The organism is Anaerococcus hydrogenalis (genome assembly GCF_002871895.1).
In the GTDB taxonomy this organism is placed as follows: Bacteria; Bacillota; Clostridia; order Tissierellales; family Peptoniphilaceae; genus Anaerococcus; species Anaerococcus hydrogenalis.
The window spans coordinates 100,707-121,614 of record NZ_PNHP01000004.1; the positions used below are offsets into that span (position 1 = coordinate 100,707).

Genomic DNA, 20,908 nt, shown 5'->3' on the forward strand with positions numbered 1-20,908 from the left:
ACGCTATGAGATATGTATTTGCTATATCTTTTTTTCCACAAAAAATAGCCTTAGGAAAAATCCTAAGGCTATAATTTTTTTCTTATCTAATGCTTACCCTACCAAAACCTGATTTTATATCAATGTTTAGGTCGTTTTCTTCTGGATTTGTAGAAACTTGGTAGCCATTTTCTTTTTGTAATTTATTTTTAAATTTGTCAGCTATTGAATAAGAAGAAGCTTTGATTAGGGCTTTGATATTTTTTCCAAATTCGTTTGTATCAACAACAACTGAGCCAAATTTTGTATCAATATTTATTTCCTTGCTATCGATAATTTTATAAATTCTAATTGAACCTGATTTTGATGAAAGATTTATATCTTCTATATTTAAACCATCAACCCTGATAGATCCATTAACTAAATTTATATCAGCCTTTGATCCGCTTACATTTGTAAGGTAAACTGACCCATTTACATTAGAAACTTCGATATCTCCATTTGTATTTCTGATTTCAATTCTTCCGTTTGTGTTTTTAAGGTCAATATTTCCTGCAGAATTAATTACAGTAAGTCTTGCATTGATTGATTCCATATTATTTTCTTTAAAATCAACATCGCATAGTTCAACTTGACCATTTACAATATTTACATCAATCTTATCGTAAAGATTTTTTCCCAAATATAATTTTACATTCGCACTAGCATCCAAAAACTTATATTCTTCTTTTGTATTGATAATAAGTTTATCATCAACAACTTCGATGTTTAGATATTCCTTGTCCATATCTTCCTTGTTTTTATAATAAACTTTTTGTTCAACCAAGATATGATTTTCTTGAGCTCTTCCAATTTCAAAAGAAGCATTTGTCACATCAATTTCAATTTCATTGATATCATCATCGATTTTTGTTTGATTTTCAGATTTTTGAGAATTGATATGGTAAATATTTGGAATACTTACACTATCAAGATCAAAATCAAAGTCGAAATTCGAAATAGTTTCGCTAGTTTTTTTCATAATTTTTTCAAAAGAAGTAGATAATTTATTAACAAAACTTTCATCATTGTTTTTTGATTTATCTTTGCCTACAGCTTCCAAAAGATCGCTTGCTTGTTCAACTGTAATTTTTCCTTCTTTTAACATATCTAAAATCATTTTCTTTTCTTCATTCATCTTTTAACTCCTTTAAAAGTTCGCTTGCTTGGTCTGGAGTGATCTCTCCCCTGTCGACCATATTCAAAATATCAATTCTAGATTCTTTTTTATCTATCTTTCCACCAAGTTTTTTTACAATCTTGTCAATTCTATTTCTAACAGTTGGATAAGAAATTCCTAAACTCTCACCAACATCTTTTATACTTCCACGCTTTTGTAAAAAAAGCTCAACAAATTCCAAATCCTCAAGGTCGAGTCTTTGAAACTTGTCCATTTCAAACTCACCACTAACTTCTGTCAAACATGACTTACATTTATAAGATGTGATAATTAAATCATCACCACAATTAGGACATTTATTAATCAAAGCCAGCCTCCTTTTATATTTTTAGTATACCACCCTTTTAATATTTGTAAAGTTTAATTTTAATATTTTTAATAATTTAATTCATTTTATTAATTAAATTAATATCTCATTTTAATAACCTTGTTTTTGAAATTGATTTATCTTAAATTTATAAATAAAAAAAGACAAAAGAAAATCTTTTGTCTAAATTATTTTTCTTGCCCAATAACTTTTTAAGCTTCTTATTATCCATATTACTGTATTTACCATAAGTCCAAAGTTTAAGGTAAAGTTTAGTAAAAGAGCCATAGTATATAGGTTCGGATTTCTTATAAATTTGTATGGATTTAGGTAGGATATTAAGGAAAATATCAAAAATATTATTATCCATTTTATGGATGTTCTCATGTTTTCTGCATAATCTAAGAAAATAAAGTGCCTATTTTTATATCTTTTTATAAAATTATCCCTTTTTTTCTTATAAATCTCCCTATCATCTCTTTCATTTTTTATCAAACTTGCATAATAAAATATCCAATCATCATAAGTTGAAGAGTATTTTCTAAGCTTAGAAAGCTCTTCTTTTGAATAGGAAAGGTCTATAATTTTTTTACTAATATTAGCCTTGGACTTGTAGGATATTCTTTTTTCTCTTAAATCTTTTAATTTTTCTATATTATCTTCATGTTCTATTAATTTTAAGGTCTCATTTTCATACTTAACTATATTTTTTCTTGTTAGAAAATATGAGCCCATCAATATAATAAAAATAAGAATTTGACCCAAAAGTACCAAGTAAATATTGTCAAAGCCCATACTTGTAACAAACATCATTATAAAACTTGGTATAAAGATAATTATTAGGGCATAGACCATAAATTTTAATAAACTTCTCATTTTTCATCTCTTTCTAAAAGTTCTTCATAAATTTTTTTAAGTTTCTTACCAACATTTTCTAGGGATTTATCTTTAGCTAAATCATAGGCCTTCTCTTTTACCGATGGAAGTTTTCCCTCCAAGATTAATTTTATTTTTTCATAAAATTCATCAAAGTCTTTGGCCTTATAGATATTTTCCCCTTCTTTTAAATTTTTATAAATTTCAATATCCCTAATTATAATATCAGCCTTTGTAGCAAGGGCCTCAAGAAGGACAATCCCTTCAGTTTCTTCAAAGGTTGGAAAAATATAAAGATCTGATCCAGAGTAAGCCTCCCTTAATAAATTTTGGTCGACATAACCTGGAAAATGTAAATTTTTTAAATTACTTTGGACAGCCCTTCTTACTTTTTCTGGAACAAGTTTTAAATTCAATTCTCCAAACCAAACAAATTCATATTGGGGAAGTTTTTCGGCAAGGTCAACGAAGTCCAATATGCCCTTTCTTTCTATAAAAAGACCAACAGAAATTATTGATTTTTTATTTTTATCAAGACCATATCTTTGGTAAAAATTTTCCCTGTCATTTTTATCTTCCTTCCAAAAGTCCAAATCTATTCCATTTGATACAACCTCAATTTCCCTATCCATCTTGTAGGATTCTAGAATTTTTTTGGAATAAGTAGTTGGGGTTAGGATTAAATCTCCCTTTTTATAGCAATAAATCAACCATTTTTTAAAAAAAGGAGCAAGTTGATTTGAAAAAATAAAGGAATTTCTAAAATCTTCTTCTGTAGAATGGCCATGATAGACTACTTTTTTCCCAGCTCTTTTCGCTTTTTTTGCAAATGATGCAGATTTTGGAAAAACTGTATTAATGTGGCAAATATCATAATCATCCTTAGAATTTAAGGTATAAGAAACACCTGCAAGCTCTAGGGCCTTTTTTTGGTGGTCAATGGCCTTGCCAACCCCAGATTCTTTTACAGTTTGATAATCTTCGTTATAAATAAGAATTTTCATCTAACATCTCTTTCCAGGGCTTTTTTATAAAGTTTTTCACATTTTTTCCCAAAAGAATCAATAGAAAAATTCTCAAGAGCATAAGACCTAGCATTTTTAGATAATTCTTCTCTTTTTTTATCATCCAAAAAAATAATTTGCAAAAATTTTTCAAAGTCGAAAAAATCTTTATATTGGTAGCCATTAAAACCATCAATTATTACATGATCAAGGCACAAGTCTTTCCTGCAAATTGCCAAGGTCCCATTGCTCATTGCCTCATAATAGGTAAGGCCTTGAGTTTCAGACTTGCTTGCAGAAACAAAGGCGTCTGCCATCCTATAATAATTATTTACCTCTTCTGGCCTAACCATGCCCGCAAAATAAATTCTCTTATCAATTTTTTCGCTATATTTTTTCAAATGCCCAAGGTAGGGACCCCCTCCTACAAGGATAAATTTTAACTTGTCCATATTGATTTTTCCGTAATAATCGATAAGCTCTTCAATATTTTTCTCCTCAGCAAGTCTTCCCAAATATAAAATTATCTTATCGTTTTTATCGAAACCATAATAATCCCTAAGTTTATATTTATCATCCAATCTTTCAGGCATTTCTATACCTGTTGGAATTATTTGTATTTTTTCATCCTCAATATCATATGATTTTAAAATCTCCAAAGTCTTTTTGCTTGGAGCAATAATATAATCTGTCCTATCAGATATAGCCTTAGAAAATACAGAAACAACCTTCTTACCTACCTTTTTTGATGGGGAAAAATAATGGGTGTAATCTTCATAAATAGTGTGGTAAGTGTGAATTATTGGGCAAGATGCTTTTTTTGCAATTTTTGTTGCCATCATAAAAGTTGAAAATTCACACTGAGAATGGACAATATCAGGTTTCCAATCCTTAATTTCTTTGATAAATTTATTTCTCAATGTTGCAGAAATTCTTGCCTCAGGATAAATTTTGCCAGCACTTAGACTTCCTATGTAATAAACCTTATCTTTTTTATAACTTTCAGTAGAATTTGACAGGGTCAAAACCCTTACATCAAAACCACGGCATTCAAGATATGATTTTAAATTCAAAATTGATCTTACAACACCATTTACAACTGGATAATACCAGTCAGATGTAATTAAAATTTTCATAAAATAACCTCTTAACTTTAATTTTAAAACTAAAAACTCTATTAATATTGTATGCAAAAACCTATATTTTTTCAATTTTCATAATTTGGGGTATATTTTAACTAAATCTATTAATTAAAAGAAAGGGTGATTAGTTGGGAAATTTAATAGTTGGTGATGTTCTCTTATTATTCTTTTCAATATATGTAGGAATATTTTTCAAAAAATTTCACACATCCTATCCAAAAATGAAGGTAGGCTTTCATATTTGGGAAGTTTGCTACAACAAAGAATGTTGGGAATACGGCAATAATTTTGTGGGAAATCTTTCAATGATTCTTGGAATAATCTTATTTGGCATAATCTATCCCATAATTTTATATTTTAAAGTAAGAAGAAATATATGCGTAATCCTTCTAATTCTTTTTACCATCCTATATTTTATCCTTTTATTATCAATATTAAGATATCATATGAGAAAAAAATTTAATTTAAAAGATGAAAAAGATGAGGAAGATAAAAAATAAAAAAGCTATTTTACTTTTTTGGTAAAATAGCTTTTTAAATAAAATAATTTATGTTCTTTTTTGTAGAATAAGGGTTATCTTGCATGAAAACATCTACACCCTTGCCCATAATTTCTTTAAAAAATTTCAAATCTTTTGGGCAGACATAACAATTTTCACTTAAAAGTTTGAAACCTTCCTTAAAGGCCATAAAACCAAGTTCAATCGAACTTATCTTATCATCTTCTAAACTTTTTAAATCTTCTGGTTTTTTTACAAAAATTAAGCTTTCCTTATTGTCTTCATTTTCTAGCTTATCTTTTAATTTTTCAACTTGGATAAAGTCAACTCTTATATGGTCAAGACTCATCCTTATAATTTCTTTTTCTAAATCCATTTTTTCAATTTCATCATTGGCTATAATAATTTTTTTGGCTTTCAAAAATTTCGCCCAAGACTTAATCATTTGAGCATCTTCTAATCTTTCATCAATTCTAACTTTCATAAATTTCCTTTCTAACAAAGTTAGTATACCAAGTTTTTTTTATTTTACAAGCAAAAAAATAAGGAAAAGTATTGAAATTACAATACTTTTCCTAGGAAATCATTTTATACTTCTTCTTTGTCAATATATTTTTTCTTAAGTCTTATAGCTGATGGACAAGCTGCAACTCCCCCATCTCCTGTTTCTCTTAAGCTTGCAGGAAGAGCATCTCCTACTTCTTTTAAGGCATCTACTGTTTCATCAAATGTTACCAAAACTTTTACTCCTGCAATCGCCATATCGGCTGCAGAAAGAGCGTTGATAACTCCTGACGCATTTCTAATATTGCAAGGAAATTCTACCATTCCTCCAATAGGATCACAAACAAGGCCCATGATTGATAAAAGTGCAATCGAAGCTGCATCTTCCATCACATTTATATCAGCACCTCTTAAATAACAAATCGCAGCTGCACACATAGCTGCAGCAGATCCACATTCAGCTTGGCATCCGCCCTCAGCTCCTGCAAAAGTTGCATTGTCAGCAATAATTTGTCCAAATTCTGTTGCAACAAGCATGGCTTTTATCAACTCTTCATCAGAATAACCATATTTTTCACGCATAGCCATTAAACTTGCTGGAACAATTCCTGCAGAGCCTGCTGTTGGACTTGCTACAATTTTTCCCATTGAAGCATTAACTTCTGATGTAGAAAAAGCCATAGCCATAGCCTTTGTTGGCAAATCTCCCATTATTGTATCTTCTGATAGAAAATAATTATTCATTGATTTTGCATTTCCACCAGTCATTTTTGTCATTGACATTAACTTTTCATCAAGAGCCCTCTTTGAAGATTCTTTCATAACATCAAGTGATTTTTGCAATAAGGCAAAAACCTCTTCTTTGGATTTTCCTGTTAGGTCCATCTCATCTTCAAGAGCAATTTCCCAAACTTCCTTATTTTCTTCTTTTATCCTATTTTTAATATATTCCATTGTTGTTTTCATAACTTACCCCAAATATTTTATAAATTCAAAATTCTTACCAGCTTCAATTTCCTTGTAGACATCCTCTTCCAAGTCTTGGTCTAATTCTACAATTAGCATAATTATTCCACCCTTGTGCATGGTTTTCATATTTTTAATATTATAATTGTGGTCAAACAAAACATTTGAAATAAAGGCAATCATTCCCTTTTGTTCAGGATAGGTGCAAATAATTGTAGGATTTTTTCCATTATATTCTACATCATTATCCATAATTTGATTTATCATAATATTTCCACCACCAATTGATGAGCCCCTTAATTTAAATTCGTGGCCATCAGGATAATGAAGAATTATTTTTACTGTATTAGGATGAACATCTCCCATATCTTGTGGAATAAAATTATAAGTTATTCCTGCCTTATCTGCTATTTCAAATGAATCTCTTAACCTTTCATCTTCAGGTCCAAAACCTAGAACTCCTCCAACCAAAGCCCTATCTGTTCCGTGACCTTGGTAAGTTTTTGCAAATGATCCGTGAAGGTAAAAATCTACTTTTGTAAATCCTTCCCCTCCCAAATCTCTTGCAATTTTTGCAATCCTATTTGCCCCAGCAGTATGGGATGATGATGGACCAATCATTACAGGTCCTATAATATCAAATACTGATAAATTTGCCATTATACTCTCCTTATTTTTGAAATTTCACTTGGCTTATCTATTATAGAATCAGGTTTTAAATCTTCCAAAATTTTTCTATCTCTAAAACCCCAAGAACATCCTACAGTAAATACTCCAGCATTTTTTCCACATTTCATGTCGACTTCGCTATCTCCAAAATAAATTATGTCTGAAAAATCAACCCCAAATCTTTCTTTTATTATATACATGCCTTCAGGGGAAGGTTTTCTTTCTATATCTTTCCTATAGCCTAAAATAAAATCAAAATATCCTTCTCCAAAAACATCTCCTATGACTTTTTTGCAAGTAGAATCTGGTTTGTTAGAAAAAGCTACCAATAGCTCTCCCCTTTTTTTGATTTTTTCAAGCTCTTCTACTATCCCGTCATAAGGTTTTGTAAGATAGGATGGGTTATCATCATATCTTTTATTGTATGAATTTAAAATTTCCTCTCTTTTTTCAGATTTTTCAAATCCAATATAATCAAGAGTTTTTTCAATCAAAACTTTGGGTCCATTTCCAACAAATTCTCTTATTTTATCTGTCGGTGTCTCCTTTAGTCCATAAGCTTTTAAAGTTTGATTGATATTATATGCAATGGAATCAATTGTATAAAGCAAGGTTCCATCTATATCAAAAATATACATTTTTATATACTCCTTTTGTTTATAAAATAAGCAAACTATTATTACTATACCACTTATTAGTGGTATAATAAAAACAAGATTTCAAAATGGAAGATTAAAAATTATAAGGAAGGAAAGTATGAAAGAAAGAAGAAATTTATCCATGCTAAGTGATTTTTATGAATTTACTATGGCTTATGGATATTTTGAAAGTGGAATGAAAGATACTATTGCAGTTTTTGATGCATTTTTTAGAAAAAATCCTGATGAGGGAGGATTTTCAATTTTTTCAGGCTTAGATGATATTATTGATTATGTTGAAAATATACATTTTGATGATGAAGATATAGAATATTTTAGAAAAAATACTGATTTTTCAGAAGAATTTTTAAGCTATTTGAAAAATTTCAAATTCACAGGTGATATTTGGGCTTTTCCTGAAGGATCAGCAATATTTCCATCAGAACCAGTTGTTACAGTAAGGGCCCCAATAATAGAGGCACAAATTTTAGAAACTTATTTATTACTATCTCTTAATTATGGATCTTTGGTAGCAACAAAAACAAATAGGATAGTAAGAGCTGCAAAAGGAAGAACTGTAATGGAATTTGGGGCAAGACGTGCCCAAGGACCAGATGCATCTATTAAGGGAGCAAGGGCGGCCTATATTGCAGGAGCTCCTATTACATCAAATACTCTTTCAAGCCAAATGTATGATTATCCAGCAGGTGGAACCATGGCCCACTCTTGGGTCCAATCTTTTGATAGTGAATACGAAGCATTTTTGGCCTATGCAAAATTGTATCCAGATAATTGTATTTTACTAATTGATACCTACGATGTTTTAAAACAAGGTTTGCCAAATGCCATGAAAGTTTTCAAAGAAGTTTTGGATCCTTTGGGAATTTCTGGTGGAGTTAGGATAGATTCAGGAGATATTGCCTACCTATCAAAAGAATGTAGAAAAATTTTAGATGAAAATGGCTACAAGGATGCAAAAATTGTTGCAAGCAACTCCCTTGACGAATATAAGATAGAATCCCTTCTCCAACAAGGGGCAGAAATAGATTCATTTGGAATTGGTGAGAGATTAATCACTGCAAAATCAGATCCAGTATTTGGTGGAGTATATAAGCTTGTCGAAATAGAAGATGAAAAAGGCAAAACTGCAAAAATAAAAGTATCAGAAAACGTTGAAAAAATTACAACTCCTGGCCTTAAAGAAGTTTATAGACTATATGACAAGAAAACCGGAAAAGCTGAGGCTGACTATATAACTTTAAAAGATGAAAAAGTTGATGATAGTAAACCTCTTGTAATTTTTGATCCACACTTTACTTGGAAGATGAAAAGAATGGAAAATTACGAAATTAGAAAAATGCAAGTTCCAATTTTTAAAAACGGAAAAAAAGTTTATGAATCACCAAAAATTGACCAAATAAACGAATATTGCAAGGCTGAAGTAAAATCCTTGTGGGATGAGGTAAAAAGATTTGACCAACCTCATAATTACTATGTCGACCTTTCCCATGACTTGTGGAATTTGAAACAAAACCTAATAATGAAGGCAATGAGTAAATAATGATTGCCTTAATTACTGGAGCAAGCTCTGGAATAGGCTATGAATTTGCAAGACAAATTGATAAAAAAAATTATGAGGAAATTTGGCTAATTGCAAGAAGAGAAGATAAGCTTAAAAACTTATCTAATAAACTAAAAACAAGGGCAAGGATATTTGCCCTTGATTTGTGTGAAGAAAAATCTTTTGAAATTATAAGAAAAGAATTAAAGATTTCAAACAAAAAAATTGGACTTTTGATAAATTCTGCTGGTATGGGAGAAAATGATTATTTCAAGAACACAAAACTTGAAAAAGATATGAAGACTTTGGATTTAAACATTAAAGCCCTCACAGCTATGACAAAAATTTCCTTAGAATTTTTCCAAAAAGATGGGATAATTTTAAATATAGCCTCATCTGCAGCCTTTATTCCCCAAGCAAAATTTGCCCTTTATGCTGCCAGTAAATCCTATGTTTTATCATTTTCAAGGGCCATAAGACGAGAATTTAAAGATATAAAAGTTTCAGTCTTATGTCCAAACAGGGTAAAAACAGAATTTTTAAAAAAATCAAACAATAATTCTTCTGGAATTAAAAATTTAGGAAATGAAAACTTAGAAAAAATGGTAGAAAAAACAATTAAAAAAATGGGCAAAAAAGACCTAATTACAAGTCACCCAACAGCAAAAATTTTATTAACAATTTCAAAAATCCTACCCCATTCTTTTATCTTGTGGGTTGAGGGATTTTTGGGTCTATATTAATTTTTATAAATTTTATAGTTTAAAAAAATGAGCTAAGAAAATAATCTTAGCTCATTTTTTAGTATTTTTTAATTTTAGGATCTTATTGCTTTATTTTTTTATTTTACTAATTCTAGTGGTGAGTCTACTTTTTCTTCTACTTTTTCACCTTTTAGATATTTTACTGCAGTTTCTAGGGCGATTTTTCCCATTTCTTTTGGTTTTTGTGCAACTGTTGCTGTCATTGATCCTTCTTTTACTGCATTTATTGCATCTTCGTTTCCATCAAATCCAACTAAAACTATATCTTTTCCGCTTGCTTTTATAGCCTCGCTTGCTCCTAGTGCCATTTCATCGTTTTGGCAAAATACTGCTTTTACATCTGGTTGAGCTTGAAGTAAGTTTTCCATTACTGTCATTCCTTCAGCCCTATCAAAGTTTGCTGTTTGGCTTGCTACTAGGTCAATTTTTCCATCTGTTGCTTTTTTAAATCCTTCTCCTCTTTCACGAGTTGAACTTGCTCCAGGAATTCCTTCTAGTTGAATTACTTTTGCATCTTTTCCTGCCTTTTCTAAAATAAATTCTCCTGCAAGTTTTCCACCTTCTACATTGTTACTTGCTATAAAGCTTACAATTTCTCCTTCATCTGATCCCCTGTCTACGCAAATTACAGGAATATTTGCCTCGTTTGCTTTTTTTACTGATGATGAGATTGCTGTTGAATCTACTGGATTTATTATAATTAAATCTACTTTTTGGGTAATTAAATCTTCAACTTGGTTATTTTGTGTTGATGAATCGTTTTGGGCATCTGTTATAACTGTTTCAACATCCTTGTCTTTTGCAGCTTCTTCTACCCCTTCTCTTATTGATACGAAAAATGGGTTGTTTAATGTTGATAGGGAAACTCCTACTTTTAATTTTCCATCTTTTGCTTTTTCTTCTTTTTTTGTGTTTGATGAATTATCTTTTGTATCTTGTCCTTCTAGGCTACAAGCTGTAAATGTAAAGATAGCTATGGCTAAAACAGCCAATAATTTTCTAAATTTTTTCATGTTTATCTCCTATTTATTTCTCTTTCTGTCTATTAGAACGGCAATCAAGATTACTATTCCTTTTACTATTTGTTGATAAAAACTTGAAACTCCCAATAAGTTTAGTCCGTTATTTAAGACTCCTAAAATTAAAATTCCTATTAATGTTCCTGTTAAAGATCCACTTCCACCTGTCATACTTGTTCCACCTAATACAACGGCTGCTATGGCATCCATTTCGTAGGCAGAACCTGCTGTTGGTTGGGCTGAGTTTAGTCTTGATGTAAGTACAAGTCCTGATAAAACTGCCATCAAGGCACTTATTATATATACAAAAGTTTTTGATTTTGCTATGTTAATTCCTGATATGAAACTTGCCTTTTCATTTCCTCCTACAGCAAATATTTTTCTACCGTAAGAAGTTTTATTCAAAAGCATCCACAAGATTAAATAAACTATTATAAATAAAATTACTTGGAAGGGAATTCCAAAAATTTGTCCCTTTCCTAAAAATTGAAATACAAAGTCATCTCTTTGTCCAGCTATTGGTCTTCCATCCATTAAAACTAAAGTTAGACCCCTAAAAATTGTCATTGTTGCAAGGGTTACTATAAATGGTGCAAGCTTTCCTTTGGTTATTAGTAAACCATTTATTAAGCCCAATAAAACTCCCAATAATATTGCAACTATTATTGCAAATATTGTGCTTATTCCACTTTGCATAAGCCAGGCAAATATTGCTGAGCTTAAGGCAAGGGTTGATCCGACTGAAAGGTCAATTCCTCCTGTTAAAATTACAAAGGTCATTCCTAGGGCAACAAATCCATTTATTATAAGTTGACGCATTAAGTTTAATAAGTTACTTACTTGCAAAAAAGCTGGGTTAAGTAAGCTTACAAAACAAATTAAAATTATTAAGGCAAGTATTGTCCCAAGATTTTGATTTTCTTTAAATCGATTTTTTATATTGGTCATATTTTTCCTCCTGTGGCAAGGGTCATTATTTTTTCTTGATTTGCATTTTCACTTGAAATTTCTCCTTGCATTTTTCCTTCATATATTACGTAAATTCTATTTGATAGGCTAAGTAACTCTGGCAAATCGCTTGAAATAAGGATTATTGATACTCCTTTTTTTGTTAAATCTTTTATCAAATCATATATTTCTCTTTTTGCCCCTACGTCTACTCCCTTGGTTGGCTCATCTAAAATTAAAATTTCTGGATTTATGGCATACCATTTTGCAAATACAACTTTCTGTTGGTTTCCTCCAGATAAGTCCGAAACTTTAGCTTCTGATGATTGGGTTTTAACTTTAAAACTTTCAACCAGGCTATCAGATAGGTTCTTTTCTTTTTTCTTATCTATAAATGAATTTTTTGAAAATTTATCAAAGTTTAAGAGGGAAATATTTTCTCTTATAGATTCATCAAGGACAAGGCCCTCTTCTTGTCTATTTTCTGTTACAAAGGCAATTTTGTTTTTTATGGCATCGATTGGTTTATTAATCTCTACTTTTTTTCCATCAATAAAAACTTCTCCCTTATCTTTTGGGTCAAGGCCAAAAACAGATCTCATTATTTCCGTTCTTCCTGCTCCCATAAGACCAGAAATCCCCAAAACTTCGCCTTTTTTTGCTTTTATATTTATATTTTCAAAATATCCTTTTCTAGTAAAATCTTTTATTTCAATTTTTACATCAGATATTTCTGCATCCATTTGAGGGTAAAAATCTCCAATATCTCGACCTACCATGGCTGAAACCACTTCTTTTTCGCAAGTTTTATTTGTATCCATCAACGATACAGATTTTCCATCTCTCATTACTGTAATTTTGTTGGTCAAGGAAAAAATTTCCTCCATCCTGTGAGATATATATATCATGGAAACTTTTTGATCTCTTAGCCTTTTTATTAATTTAAATAATTTGTCAATTTCATTATTGGTTAGGGCAGATGTTGGTTCGTCAAGGATTAGTACATTTACCTTATTTAAATTTGCCTTGGCAATTTCCATCATTTGCCTTTGGCCTACTGACAATTTTGAAACCTTTGTATCAGGATCAATGTCTAGGTCAAATCTTTTTAGAAGTTCTATGGATTTTTTCCTCATAGCATCTTTATCAAGAAAAATCCCCTTCCTAAGTTCATTGTTCATAAAAATATTGTCCATGACAGTAAGCTCTGGCCAATCTGATAATTCTTGGTGGATAAAACTTATGCCGTATTTTTTGGCATCGTTGGTATTATTAATTTCAACTTTTTTTCCATCAATTAATATTTCTCCCTTATCTTTTGGCAAAACTCCGGATAAAATGTTCATTAGGGTAGATTTTCCTGCCCCATTTTCTCCAACCAAGGCGTGAATTTCTCCTTCATTTAAGGTAAAATCTACACCCTTTAGGACGTCATTTTTTCCAAAAGATTTGTAAATATCTTTCATTTCAATTTTCATAAAATCCTCCTAAAAGATATTTTTTGATCTTAAAATTATATTTGAATAAGGTGTGTCTTCCCCAGTCCTTATTACAAATTTCACATCTTTTAATTTTTTCTTAAAATCTTCGTGAGATATATAAGAAGAGTCACAATCTGGTAAAAGATTTTTTATATCCCTCTCTTGCTTAGGGTTATTTTCTTTAATCTCTTTTGCCAAGTAATAGTATTCACAGCCAAAATCTTCAAGTAAAACTTCTAAGACATGGATAAATTTAGGCTCGCCAAGTTTTAGAGCCAAGTCTATTTTTTTGTCAGGATCAATTGGCAAACCACAATCTCCAATTGCTATTAGGTCAGTGTGACCCAAGTCAGAAAGTCTTTTTGAAATTTCGCTATTTAATATTCCTTTTTCTTTCATACATCGCTCCTTTCAAAATTTTTCACATCATCAAGGCTTGGAATTGAAATACTCGCACCTTTTTTTGTAACTGATAAGGCTGATGCCTTACTTGCAAGCTCCATTGCCTCTTTTACATCTTTTCCTTGGTAAAAATAAGATACAAAATATCCAGTAAAGGTATCTCCAGCTCCTGTAGTATCAAGGGCCTTGACCTTGAAAGAGTCTTGTTTTATTTTTTCATCCTTAGCTATAAAAATTGACCCCTTACTTCCCAAAGTCATAACTACTTTTAAGTTTGGGTAGGTATTTTTAAAATAAGCAATTTTCTCATCGTTTGTTTTTTTCCCACTAATGCTTGCTGCCTCGTGCTCATTAACCAAGATAAGGTCGATTTTTTCATAATCAAATTCCTTTATCCTATCTGTTATAGGAGAAGGATTCAAAACTATTTTCATATTTTTCTCATAGGCCCTATCTATTAAATATTTCATTGAATTTATCTCATTTTGTAAGACCAAAACATCGTTTTCACCAAAATCATCCAAAACTTTGTCGATAAATTTCTCATCATTATCAAAATTAGCCCCCTTATAAAGGACTATGGAATTTTCTCCCTTATCATCTACCTGAATTATTGCATTTCCTGTCAATTTTTCAGATTTTTTTATATATTTGGTATCTACATTTTCTTTTTTTAAATAATCAATCAAATATAGGCCATCCCCGCCCACGCTTCCAGCATGATAAACTTTATCAAAACTTTTAGCTAGAGCAACAGATTGGTTTAATCCCTTGCCACCTGGTCTTTTTTCAATACTTTTTGCACTAATAGTTTCCCCAGGTTTTACAATCTCTTCAACCCTGAAAAATATATCAATATTTAAAGAACCAAAATTAAGTATCTTCATTTTTATCCCCTACACTTTCTCCAAAATTTATAAAAGGTTCAACCATAACCTTCCTATCAACTTTTTTATTTTTTATCAAATCATCTGCCATTTTAATAGAGTATTTTGCAATCATTTCAAGATTTTGATCAATAGATGTAAGCCTTGGACTAACAATATTATTTAAAAATAAATTATCATAGCTTATCAAAGAAATATCATCTGGTACCTTAACTTTATTTTCAGAAAAAAATTTCAAAAGTCCGTATGATGACATATCAGAAAAAGAAAAAATTGCATCGATATTTTTTTCCAAAAAATATTTGCCTGCCTTATATCCACCCTCAAAAGTATAATCTCCATGAATTATATTTGAAGAATCAATATAAATATCCTTGTTCATAGCAGCCTTAATGGCTCCTGAAAGTCTTCTAGATGAATTAGCAGTAGACCTCGGACCAATTAGGATTCCAATATTCTTAAATCCCCTGTCAATCAAGTATTCCATGCCCAAAAGCCCGCCTTTTTCATTATTTCCAGTTACCATGTGGTAAGAATTATTATTAAAATCTACCTCATCCAAAAAAATAATATTATTTTTCTCAATCAAATCCTGGTCAAGATTTTTAACATTCCTGTCAACAATCAAAGAGGCTGCTACAAAATTGCTATTTAAAATCTCCAAAAATTTCCCCTTATCCAAGTCCTTGTTGTTCGTGTTGTGGATGTATAAAAAATACTTATATTTTTCTGCATAATAGGTAAGATTTTTAACCAGCAAGGAAAAAAATGGATTGGAAATGTCGGGAATGATAGCCATAATCACATTACTCTTCTTACTGGCAAGGGCTCTTGCAAAATTATTTGCCTTATAATTCAAGCTTTCAGCTGCATCAATAACTTTTTTTCTAGTTTGGTCAGATATTTTATTGTTAGTCTTGTTCAAAACCATAGAAACTGTAGTTATAGAAACTCCAGCAAGTTTTGCTACATCTTTTATAGTTGCCATAAAAAAACTCCATTAAAACGTTTTAATCATTTACAATATAACCTTTTATATTTCTTTTGTCAACATTTTTCTAAAATGTTTTTAAAATTTTGACTTTTCGTAAAAAAAGACTCTTGTAAATTTACAAGAGTCAGAGCGTAGACAAAGTATAGTTTTAGCTAATGTTTTATTATAAAATAAAAATTGAGCTACGTACCATCTCGACTAAGTGAGTGAAACGAACGCATGGAGAGATCTCATGAGATTTCTCGACTCACTACGTTCGCTCGAAATGGAAAAATTTTTAGTTTGTCAACAGACTGACTCTTATAAATTTACAAGAGTTCTATTAAAATATTTTATTTTCCAAACACATCCAAAATAACTTCTTTTATATTTTTCATCTCTTTTATTTGAAGATTTTTGAATTCTTTTTTATCGATTTGAGATTTTCCTATATAGGCTTTTTTGTAGCCTAATCTTTCTAGCTCTTTTAATCTAGATTTTATTTGTGGAACTTTTTTAAGCTCTCCAGTAAGGCCAACTTCTGCTATAAAAACTGTCTTGTTATCGATTGGTTTTTTTAGATATGATGAGGCAATTGAAATCATTATAGCAAGATTTACAGATTGTTCTCTCATTTTTAGGCCACCAGTTGCTTTTATTATTACATTTTCATCAAATAAATTAATCCCAGCTCTTTCTTGTAAAATTGAAATTAAAGTATTTAAATCATCTTTTCTTAAACTATCTCCAATCCTTTGGGGATAGGGCATAAATGATTTTGAAACCAAGGATTCTATTTCAATTTCTAAAAGTCTTGTTCCTTCTTTCATTACAGAAATTGCAGATCCTTCTACTTCTGTATCTCTTTCTGTAATAAAATATTCTGAAGGATTTGTAATTTCAATCAAACCTTCTTCTTGCATGGAAAATAATCCAACTTCCCCTGTCGGACCAAACCTATTTTTTGTACTTGTTAAAAGTCTAAGGTCATCTTCATTTTCTCCATCCAAAAGTAAAACTGTATCAACCAAGTGTTCTAAGGTTCTAAGCCCTGCCATTTCCCCTGTTTTATTCATATGGCCTACCATGATAAAGGCCCTTTTTTTCTCAGGATTTTTGGCAAGATCTACACATTTATTTGCACATTCTATAGTTTGGGTAGGAGATCCTTGCTTGTTATCAAATTCATTTAGGGCAAAAGTTTGAATTGAATCCAAAATTATTATATCTGCATCTTTTTTCTTAATTTCAATTTCTGCAAGATCCATAGAATTTGTTGATAAAATCCAAATATTTGGAGAAATTTCTCCAATAATCCTATCGGCCCTAGATTTTATTTGCGATTCGCTTTCTTCTCCCGAAACATACATAACCTTAAAGCCGTCTTTGGCATAAGAAGATGATAATTGCAAAAGAAGAGTAGATTTTCCAGCTCCAGGTCTTGCAGTTAAAATCGAAACAGAATCTTTTACAAGTCCTCCTCCTATGGCCCTATCAAATTCTTCAAATCTTGATTTTATCCTTTCTGATTGGTCAAGCTTTATCTCTTTTAATAATCTTGCCTCATTATCAAAATCAAGGGAAATAGGATTTTTTGATGAAGATTCTTTTTTTACAGTTTTTTCAACCAAAGTCCCCCATTTTCCACACTCTGGACACTTTCCTGCCCAAACTCCTTGTGTATGGCCACAATTTTTACATTCAAAAGCTTTTTTAAGCTTGGCCATTAAATTCACCTACTGTATAATTTACAGAAAATTTCTGACAAGCTTTTTTAGGATCTTCTTTGTAGATTTTTTCAAATTTATCTCTCAAAGTTTCTTTTTCATCCATCAATTTTTCTATACAAGTTAAGTATGAATTTTCTTCGTCGCTTAGGGCATTTTTTGAAAGGGAAATAAAATATTTTATCCAAGAACAAACAGATTTTCCTTGATATTTGGCATCAAGACCATGTTTTTTTGTATCATCTTTTAATTTTTGTAAGGCCTCATAGGTCATATCCTTAAAATCTTCCCTTAACTTATTTAAGTTTTCTTCATTGTAAAATAAACCTTTCAAAAGGGCAGGAAAGGAAATATTGTATGGGTAAGGGACAGCATCAGGCATTCTAATTTCTAAGTATTTTTTTGCCCTGACATCTGGAAAAACAATTGATAGGGCATGAAAAATCATCTCATCTGAAGAGTCTTCATCCATTATTTTTTCAAATTTTGTATCTGCCTTATAGACATCTTTTCCATTTTCATGAACAAAAATTATATCTGTATTTAGGATTTTCTCTGCATATTTTTCATATCCCATATCCTCATCAAAGGCAAAATCATAAACTCCAGTCCTATTTTTATCACAATGCTCCCAAATTTCTTGGCGTAAATTTCTATCCTTATAAACTTCTCCCTCAAAAATATAGGCATTATCATAAAGACTATACATGAAGGCTGAAAGGGCATTTGCTACAAAAAATTTCTTTTTAAAATCATCCTCATCACAATAATCTATGGCTGTTTGAACACTTGCAGTTCCCCTCATCATATTTAGGGCATATTTTCCACCAAAGTCTGTAAAATATTTTTGCATATACTTATACCTATCTTTTGGAATAATATCCAAGTCCATAATTTTAGATTTTGGATGATAGCCCAAAGTTTCTAAGTATTGGTTTTTTTCTTCAAAAATCGGAATAATTTCTGTCATTATTTTTTTATAAGATTCATCCAAATCTTTTATATTTTTCTTTGCATCAATTGCAAGTTCAAATTGACCTGCCGGCTCAAGATTTACAGCAATATCATCTTGGCGAAGGCCAAGTATATATCCTTCCTCCTCATTTGTAATCTCAAATCCCATATGATTTAATTCTTTTAAACTTTCTCCTACTCCTTTTTTACCAAAATAATCATAGGAAAAAAGTTCTTTCTTATCTATAACAAAATGTTCCATTTCAAGGCCCATTTTAAAATTTTCCTTTTGACTTTCACCTGATTTTATATAGGCTACTATCTTGTCTTTTTTTTCTTGATAATTCACGCTTATCCTCCATCTTCTAGACTTTCACTAATTAATAATATACCCTATTTGCCCTTATTATAAATTTCTATCTTTTTTAATAAATCATTTTTGGTTTTTTAATACTTTCCCTTTATTTTGAAAATGGTATATGATTTATATAAGAAATTAAAAGGAGATAATATGATTAAAAAAATTTTTATTGGTCTTTCCCTGTTAATTTTTTTGACAGGATGTGGGAAAAGTTCGAAAAGATCAGATGATAGTGTGGAAATTTATAACAAGGCTTCTTTAGAAAATAAGGATAACAACTTAAATTCTAACGAAAAATCAAATACAAAAGAAGCCGCAAAAAAAGTAAAGGATCCATATCAAGAAATTTACAAACAAATCCAAGGTGTAAAATTTTATAATTCTGGCGGATCTGCAATTGAATCTATTTATTTTTATAAGGATGGATATTTTGATGGGGCCTTAAAAACTGGAAACGGTTATGAAATAGGTCAATCTTTTTATAATGGAAAATTTGATATAGTAGAAAAAATTGATGATACAAGCTACAAAATAAAACTTGTAAGACTTGATTATGATGTGAAAATTGGAGATAAAACCAATAAAAACATTGACGGAAATAATTTCCAAATAACAAATATTAAAACCCTTGTTTTTAGTGAACAAAATGAAAATTATATCCTCCACCTGCCTGATACAAAAACAGCAAGCCTTAATGAGAATATAATTACTGGGATGAAAATGGCTGGTAACAATTATGGGCAAGATAAGATTAGTATTTTTCTTCTAACAAAAGAAGTTGCAGAAGGAGAATCTTTTGTAATGTCCCAATATAAAAAATAAGGGGGAATTTTTATGAAATTTACAAAAAAACTAGGATTAATTTTAGGATTTATAATATTTATCCCATCCCTAACACATGCAAGTAAGCTTGTTGATATTAAAGAAATTAGGGGAGATAAAAATCATTACATGGATTTTCTTTTTAACAATACAGAAATGGTTTGTGATAAAAATGATCTTCAAGGAAAATCTCAAGAAAATAGTCAAGAAAAAAGTGAAGACAATAAGAGATGGGAAGGCGATATTTTAAAAGAGCTTTCTGGTAAAAGTTTTTCATTTTATTCAGGATCTGGTGCTTGGATGACAAATTTAACCTTTACAGATGGGAAGGGAAATTTTGAGGCAAGTTTTTCAGATTCTGATATAGACCAAGTTCAAGGGGCAGAATGCGTGGGAAAATTTGACCTTGTGGAAAGAATTGATGATACTTCTTATAAATTAAAACTTTCAAATGTAAAAACCACTTCACAAATTGGCGAATCTTATGTAAATGGAAAATTAAATATAGGAAAAAAAGTTCCCTATGGTTTTGAAACTTTGGAAAATCCGGATGAGTATTCCAATTCCTTCACCCTCTACTTACCAAAAAGATTAAAATCTCAAATAGATGAAAATGTATATGCTTGGGCCTACAATGTAACCGACCACGCCTATATAGACGATTACCAATCAAGAATTTTTATTCTAGCAAACGACTCCACCAAGGCTGGTTTTGCTGAAAATATAAATTAAAAAACTGCCCTAAGGGCAGTTTTTTCTTATATTCTTCCTAGCATTTTTAAAATAATTTGAGCTATAATTGCAGATCCAAGATAGGTTCCAAGGATTACAAATATTGCCAAAATAATAATTTTTGGTCCAGTTTTTTTCAAATTATCTAGATTTTCCCCAGTATAAATTCCTGCATAGGCAAGAATTGGTGTACAAAGTGTAGTAAAATCTACATTTCCTGTGTGGTAGGAAATAAATTCAGAAAATGGAAAGGCTGGAATTGTAACTATAGTTGCAAGAGTTACAATATAGGCTACTGCTGGAATTTTTCCAGGCATTATTTCAGAAATCCCTATTCCTGCAATTGAAATTAAGGCTAAAATTAAAACTCCAGGTATTCCTTTTAGTGGGCTTATGCCAGGTCCTATCCAGTTTGCTATTACAGAAATCGCAGCTGTTATTGCTAGTACATAAATTTTTTCTTTAAATTTCAT

The 20,908-nt window shown here is 30.5% G+C and carries 23 protein-coding genes; 5 read left to right on the top strand and 18 right to left on the bottom strand.

What is annotated here, in order from left to right; all coding sequences use genetic code 11:
* Positions 1 to 82 precede the first annotated feature (82 nt).
* From CJ192_RS06735 to CJ192_RS06755, 5 genes are all read right to left on the bottom strand, one after another.
* Positions 83 to 1,156, bottom strand: coding sequence for a DUF4097 family beta strand repeat-containing protein (locus CJ192_RS06735; RefSeq protein ID WP_004816102.1), 1,074 nt, complete (start codon positions 1,154 to 1,156; stop codon positions 83 to 85).
* Positions 1,149 to 1,505, bottom strand: a complete 357-nt coding sequence (locus CJ192_RS06740; RefSeq protein WP_004816192.1) for a DUF2089 domain-containing protein — start codon at positions 1,503 to 1,505, stop codon at positions 1,149 to 1,151. Before CJ192_RS06740 ends, CJ192_RS06735 begins: the two co-directional genes overlap by 8 nt.
* A gap of 183 nt (positions 1,506 to 1,688) precedes the next feature.
* Positions 1,689 to 2,381: a hypothetical protein gene (locus CJ192_RS06745; RefSeq protein ID WP_102198249.1), complete on the bottom strand. Its 693-nt coding sequence runs from the start codon at positions 2,379 to 2,381 to the stop codon at positions 1,689 to 1,691.
* A complete protein-coding gene (locus CJ192_RS06750) occupies positions 2,378 to 3,385 on the bottom strand; it encodes an LTA glycolipid anchor biosynthesis glycosyltransferase, IagA/BgsA family (protein ID WP_102198250.1) in 1,008 nt (335 codons plus the stop codon). Before CJ192_RS06750 ends, CJ192_RS06745 begins: the two co-directional genes overlap by 4 nt.
* Positions 3,382 to 4,521: a glycosyltransferase gene (locus CJ192_RS06755; RefSeq protein ID WP_102198251.1), complete on the bottom strand. Its 1,140-nt coding sequence runs from the start codon at positions 4,519 to 4,521 to the stop codon at positions 3,382 to 3,384. Before CJ192_RS06755 ends, CJ192_RS06750 begins: the two co-directional genes overlap by 4 nt.
* A 134-nt stretch (positions 4,522 to 4,655) precedes the next feature.
* On the opposite strand from CJ192_RS06755, the gene CJ192_RS06760 reads away from it, so the two are divergent.
* Positions 4,656 to 5,027 carry a hypothetical protein gene (locus CJ192_RS06760; RefSeq protein ID WP_102198252.1) on the top strand — a complete coding sequence of 124 codons (372 nt, stop codon included), beginning with the start codon at positions 4,656 to 4,658 and terminating at the stop codon, positions 5,025 to 5,027.
* 34 nt (positions 5,028 to 5,061) lie between these two features.
* On the opposite strand, the gene CJ192_RS06765 is transcribed toward CJ192_RS06760, so the two are convergent.
* From CJ192_RS06765 to CJ192_RS06780, 4 genes are all read right to left on the bottom strand, one after another.
* The gene (locus tag CJ192_RS06765) at positions 5,062 to 5,511 is read right to left on the bottom strand and encodes a PTS sugar transporter subunit IIB (RefSeq protein WP_102198253.1); all 450 of its coding nucleotides are present in this window, start codon (positions 5,509 to 5,511) and stop codon (positions 5,062 to 5,064) included.
* A 104-nt stretch (positions 5,512 to 5,615) separates the two neighbouring features.
* Positions 5,616 to 6,497: an L-serine ammonia-lyase, iron-sulfur-dependent, subunit alpha gene (gene sdaAA / locus CJ192_RS06770; protein ID WP_102198254.1), complete on the bottom strand. Its 882-nt coding sequence runs from the start codon at positions 6,495 to 6,497 to the stop codon at positions 5,616 to 5,618.
* Positions 6,498 to 6,500: 3 nt separating this feature from the next.
* On the bottom strand, positions 6,501 to 7,157 hold the full coding sequence (sdaAB, locus tag CJ192_RS06775) for an L-serine ammonia-lyase, iron-sulfur-dependent subunit beta (protein ID WP_004812704.1): 657 nt from the start codon (positions 7,155 to 7,157) through the stop codon (positions 6,501 to 6,503).
* Positions 7,157 to 7,804: an HAD family hydrolase gene (locus CJ192_RS06780; RefSeq protein ID WP_102198255.1), complete on the bottom strand. Its 648-nt coding sequence runs from the start codon at positions 7,802 to 7,804 to the stop codon at positions 7,157 to 7,159. The genes sdaAB and CJ192_RS06780 overlap by 1 nt, the downstream gene beginning before the upstream one ends.
* Positions 7,805 to 7,922: 118 nt before the next feature.
* On the opposite strand from CJ192_RS06780, the gene CJ192_RS06785 reads away from it, so the two are divergent.
* Both CJ192_RS06785 and CJ192_RS06790 read left to right on the top strand, forming a co-directional pair.
* Positions 7,923 to 9,365 carry a nicotinate phosphoribosyltransferase gene (locus CJ192_RS06785; RefSeq protein ID WP_102198256.1) on the top strand — a complete coding sequence of 481 codons (1,443 nt, stop codon included), beginning with the start codon at positions 7,923 to 7,925 and terminating at the stop codon, positions 9,363 to 9,365.
* Positions 9,365 to 10,108, top strand: a complete 744-nt coding sequence (locus tag CJ192_RS06790; RefSeq protein WP_102198257.1) for an SDR family NAD(P)-dependent oxidoreductase — start codon at positions 9,365 to 9,367, stop codon at positions 10,106 to 10,108. Before CJ192_RS06785 ends, CJ192_RS06790 begins: the two co-directional genes overlap by 1 nt.
* Before the next feature lie 98 nt (positions 10,109 to 10,206).
* On the opposite strand, the gene CJ192_RS06795 is transcribed toward CJ192_RS06790, so the two are convergent.
* From CJ192_RS06795 to CJ192_RS06830, 8 genes are all read right to left on the bottom strand, one after another.
* Positions 10,207 to 11,142: a D-ribose ABC transporter substrate-binding protein gene (locus tag CJ192_RS06795; RefSeq protein ID WP_102198258.1), complete on the bottom strand. Its 936-nt coding sequence runs from the start codon at positions 11,140 to 11,142 to the stop codon at positions 10,207 to 10,209.
* Positions 11,143 to 11,151: 9 nt separating this feature from the next.
* On the bottom strand, positions 11,152 to 12,096 hold the full coding sequence (locus CJ192_RS06800; protein WP_004816177.1) for an ABC transporter permease: 945 nt from the start codon (positions 12,094 to 12,096) through the stop codon (positions 11,152 to 11,154).
* Positions 12,093 to 13,574: a sugar ABC transporter ATP-binding protein gene (locus CJ192_RS06805; protein ID WP_102198259.1), complete on the bottom strand. Its 1,482-nt coding sequence runs from the start codon at positions 13,572 to 13,574 to the stop codon at positions 12,093 to 12,095. The genes CJ192_RS06800 and CJ192_RS06805 overlap by 4 nt, the downstream gene beginning before the upstream one ends.
* Before the next feature lie 9 nt (positions 13,575 to 13,583).
* Positions 13,584 to 13,976, bottom strand: a complete 393-nt coding sequence (gene rbsD / locus CJ192_RS06810; protein WP_102198260.1) for a D-ribose pyranase — start codon at positions 13,974 to 13,976, stop codon at positions 13,584 to 13,586.
* Positions 13,973 to 14,866: a ribokinase gene (locus tag CJ192_RS06815; RefSeq protein WP_102198261.1), complete on the bottom strand. Its 894-nt coding sequence runs from the start codon at positions 14,864 to 14,866 to the stop codon at positions 13,973 to 13,975. The genes rbsD and CJ192_RS06815 overlap by 4 nt, the downstream gene beginning before the upstream one ends.
* A complete protein-coding gene (locus CJ192_RS06820) occupies positions 14,853 to 15,854 on the bottom strand; it encodes a LacI family DNA-binding transcriptional regulator (RefSeq protein ID WP_102198262.1) in 1,002 nt (333 codons plus the stop codon). The genes CJ192_RS06815 and CJ192_RS06820 overlap by 14 nt, the downstream gene beginning before the upstream one ends.
* 338 nt (positions 15,855 to 16,192) lie before the next feature.
* Positions 16,193 to 17,566, bottom strand: a complete 1,374-nt coding sequence (gene radA / locus CJ192_RS06825) for a DNA repair protein RadA (RefSeq protein ID WP_004816066.1) — start codon at positions 17,564 to 17,566, stop codon at positions 16,193 to 16,195.
* Positions 17,553 to 18,869 (bottom strand): glutamate-cysteine ligase family protein, encoded by a 1,317-nt coding sequence (locus CJ192_RS06830; RefSeq protein ID WP_102198263.1) that lies wholly within the window; start codon positions 18,867 to 18,869, stop codon positions 17,553 to 17,555. Before CJ192_RS06830 ends, radA begins: the two co-directional genes overlap by 14 nt.
* Before the next feature lie 162 nt (positions 18,870 to 19,031).
* Between CJ192_RS06830 and CJ192_RS06835 the strand changes: the two genes are divergently transcribed.
* Entirely contained in the window at positions 19,032 to 19,703 is a 672-nt protein-coding gene (locus CJ192_RS06835) for a hypothetical protein (RefSeq protein ID WP_244897297.1), read from the top strand.
* A 12-nt stretch (positions 19,704 to 19,715) separates the two neighbouring features.
* Positions 19,716 to 20,435 carry a hypothetical protein gene (locus tag CJ192_RS06840; RefSeq protein WP_102198265.1) on the top strand — a complete coding sequence of 240 codons (720 nt, stop codon included), beginning with the start codon at positions 19,716 to 19,718 and terminating at the stop codon, positions 20,433 to 20,435.
* 26 nt (positions 20,436 to 20,461) lie between these two features.
* Here CJ192_RS06840 and CJ192_RS06845 read toward each other — a convergent pair whose 3' ends face one another.
* The gene (locus CJ192_RS06845; RefSeq protein ID WP_004816074.1) at positions 20,462 to 20,908 is read right to left on the bottom strand and encodes a hypothetical protein; all 447 of its coding nucleotides are present in this window, start codon (positions 20,906 to 20,908) and stop codon (positions 20,462 to 20,464) included.

Bases quoted from the DNA above. Each gene is read 5' to 3' on its own strand.
- CJ192_RS06735 (WP_004816102.1), bottom strand. From the start codon at position 1,156: ATGAATGAAGAAAAGAAAATGATTTTAGATATGTTAAAAGAAGGAAAA.
- CJ192_RS06745 (WP_102198249.1), bottom strand. From the start codon at position 2,381: ATGAGAAGTTTATTAAAATTTATGGTCTATGCCCTAATAATTATCTTT.
- CJ192_RS06750 (WP_102198250.1), bottom strand. From the start codon at position 3,385: ATGAAAATTCTTATTTATAACGAAGATTATCAAACTGTAAAAGAATCT.
- CJ192_RS06755 (WP_102198251.1), bottom strand. From the start codon at position 4,521: ATGAAAATTTTAATTACATCTGACTGGTATTATCCAGTTGTAAATGGT.
- CJ192_RS06765 (WP_102198253.1), bottom strand. From the start codon at position 5,511: ATGAAAGTTAGAATTGATGAAAGATTAGAAGATGCTCAAATGATTAAG.
- sdaAA (WP_102198254.1), bottom strand. From the start codon at position 6,497: ATGAAAACAACAATGGAATATATTAAAAATAGGATAAAAGAAGAAAAT.
- sdaAB (WP_004812704.1), bottom strand. From the start codon at position 7,157: ATGGCAAATTTATCAGTATTTGATATTATAGGACCTGTAATGATTGGT.
- CJ192_RS06780 (WP_102198255.1), bottom strand. From the start codon at position 7,804: ATGTATATTTTTGATATAGATGGAACCTTGCTTTATACAATTGATTCC.
- CJ192_RS06785 (WP_102198256.1), top strand. From the start codon at position 7,923: ATGAAAGAAAGAAGAAATTTATCCATGCTAAGTGATTTTTATGAATTT.
- CJ192_RS06790 (WP_102198257.1), top strand. From the start codon at position 9,365: ATGATTGCCTTAATTACTGGAGCAAGCTCTGGAATAGGCTATGAATTT.
- CJ192_RS06795 (WP_102198258.1), bottom strand. From the start codon at position 11,142: ATGAAAAAATTTAGAAAATTATTGGCTGTTTTAGCCATAGCTATCTTT.
- CJ192_RS06800 (WP_004816177.1), bottom strand. From the start codon at position 12,096: ATGACCAATATAAAAAATCGATTTAAAGAAAATCAAAATCTTGGGACA.
- CJ192_RS06805 (WP_102198259.1), bottom strand. From the start codon at position 13,574: ATGAAAATTGAAATGAAAGATATTTACAAATCTTTTGGAAAAAATGAC.
- rbsD (WP_102198260.1), bottom strand. From the start codon at position 13,976: ATGAAAGAAAAAGGAATATTAAATAGCGAAATTTCAAAAAGACTTTCT.
- CJ192_RS06815 (WP_102198261.1), bottom strand. From the start codon at position 14,866: ATGAAGATACTTAATTTTGGTTCTTTAAATATTGATATATTTTTCAGG.
- CJ192_RS06820 (WP_102198262.1), bottom strand. From the start codon at position 15,854: ATGGCAACTATAAAAGATGTAGCAAAACTTGCTGGAGTTTCTATAACT.
- radA (WP_004816066.1), bottom strand. From the start codon at position 17,566: ATGGCCAAGCTTAAAAAAGCTTTTGAATGTAAAAATTGTGGCCATACA.
- CJ192_RS06835 (WP_244897297.1), top strand. From the start codon at position 19,032: ATGATTAAAAAAATTTTTATTGGTCTTTCCCTGTTAATTTTTTTGACA.
- CJ192_RS06840 (WP_102198265.1), top strand. From the start codon at position 19,716: ATGAAATTTACAAAAAAACTAGGATTAATTTTAGGATTTATAATATTT.
- CJ192_RS06845 (WP_004816074.1), bottom strand. From the start codon at position 20,908: ATGAAATTTAAAGAAAAAATTTATGTACTAGCAATAACAGCTGCGATT.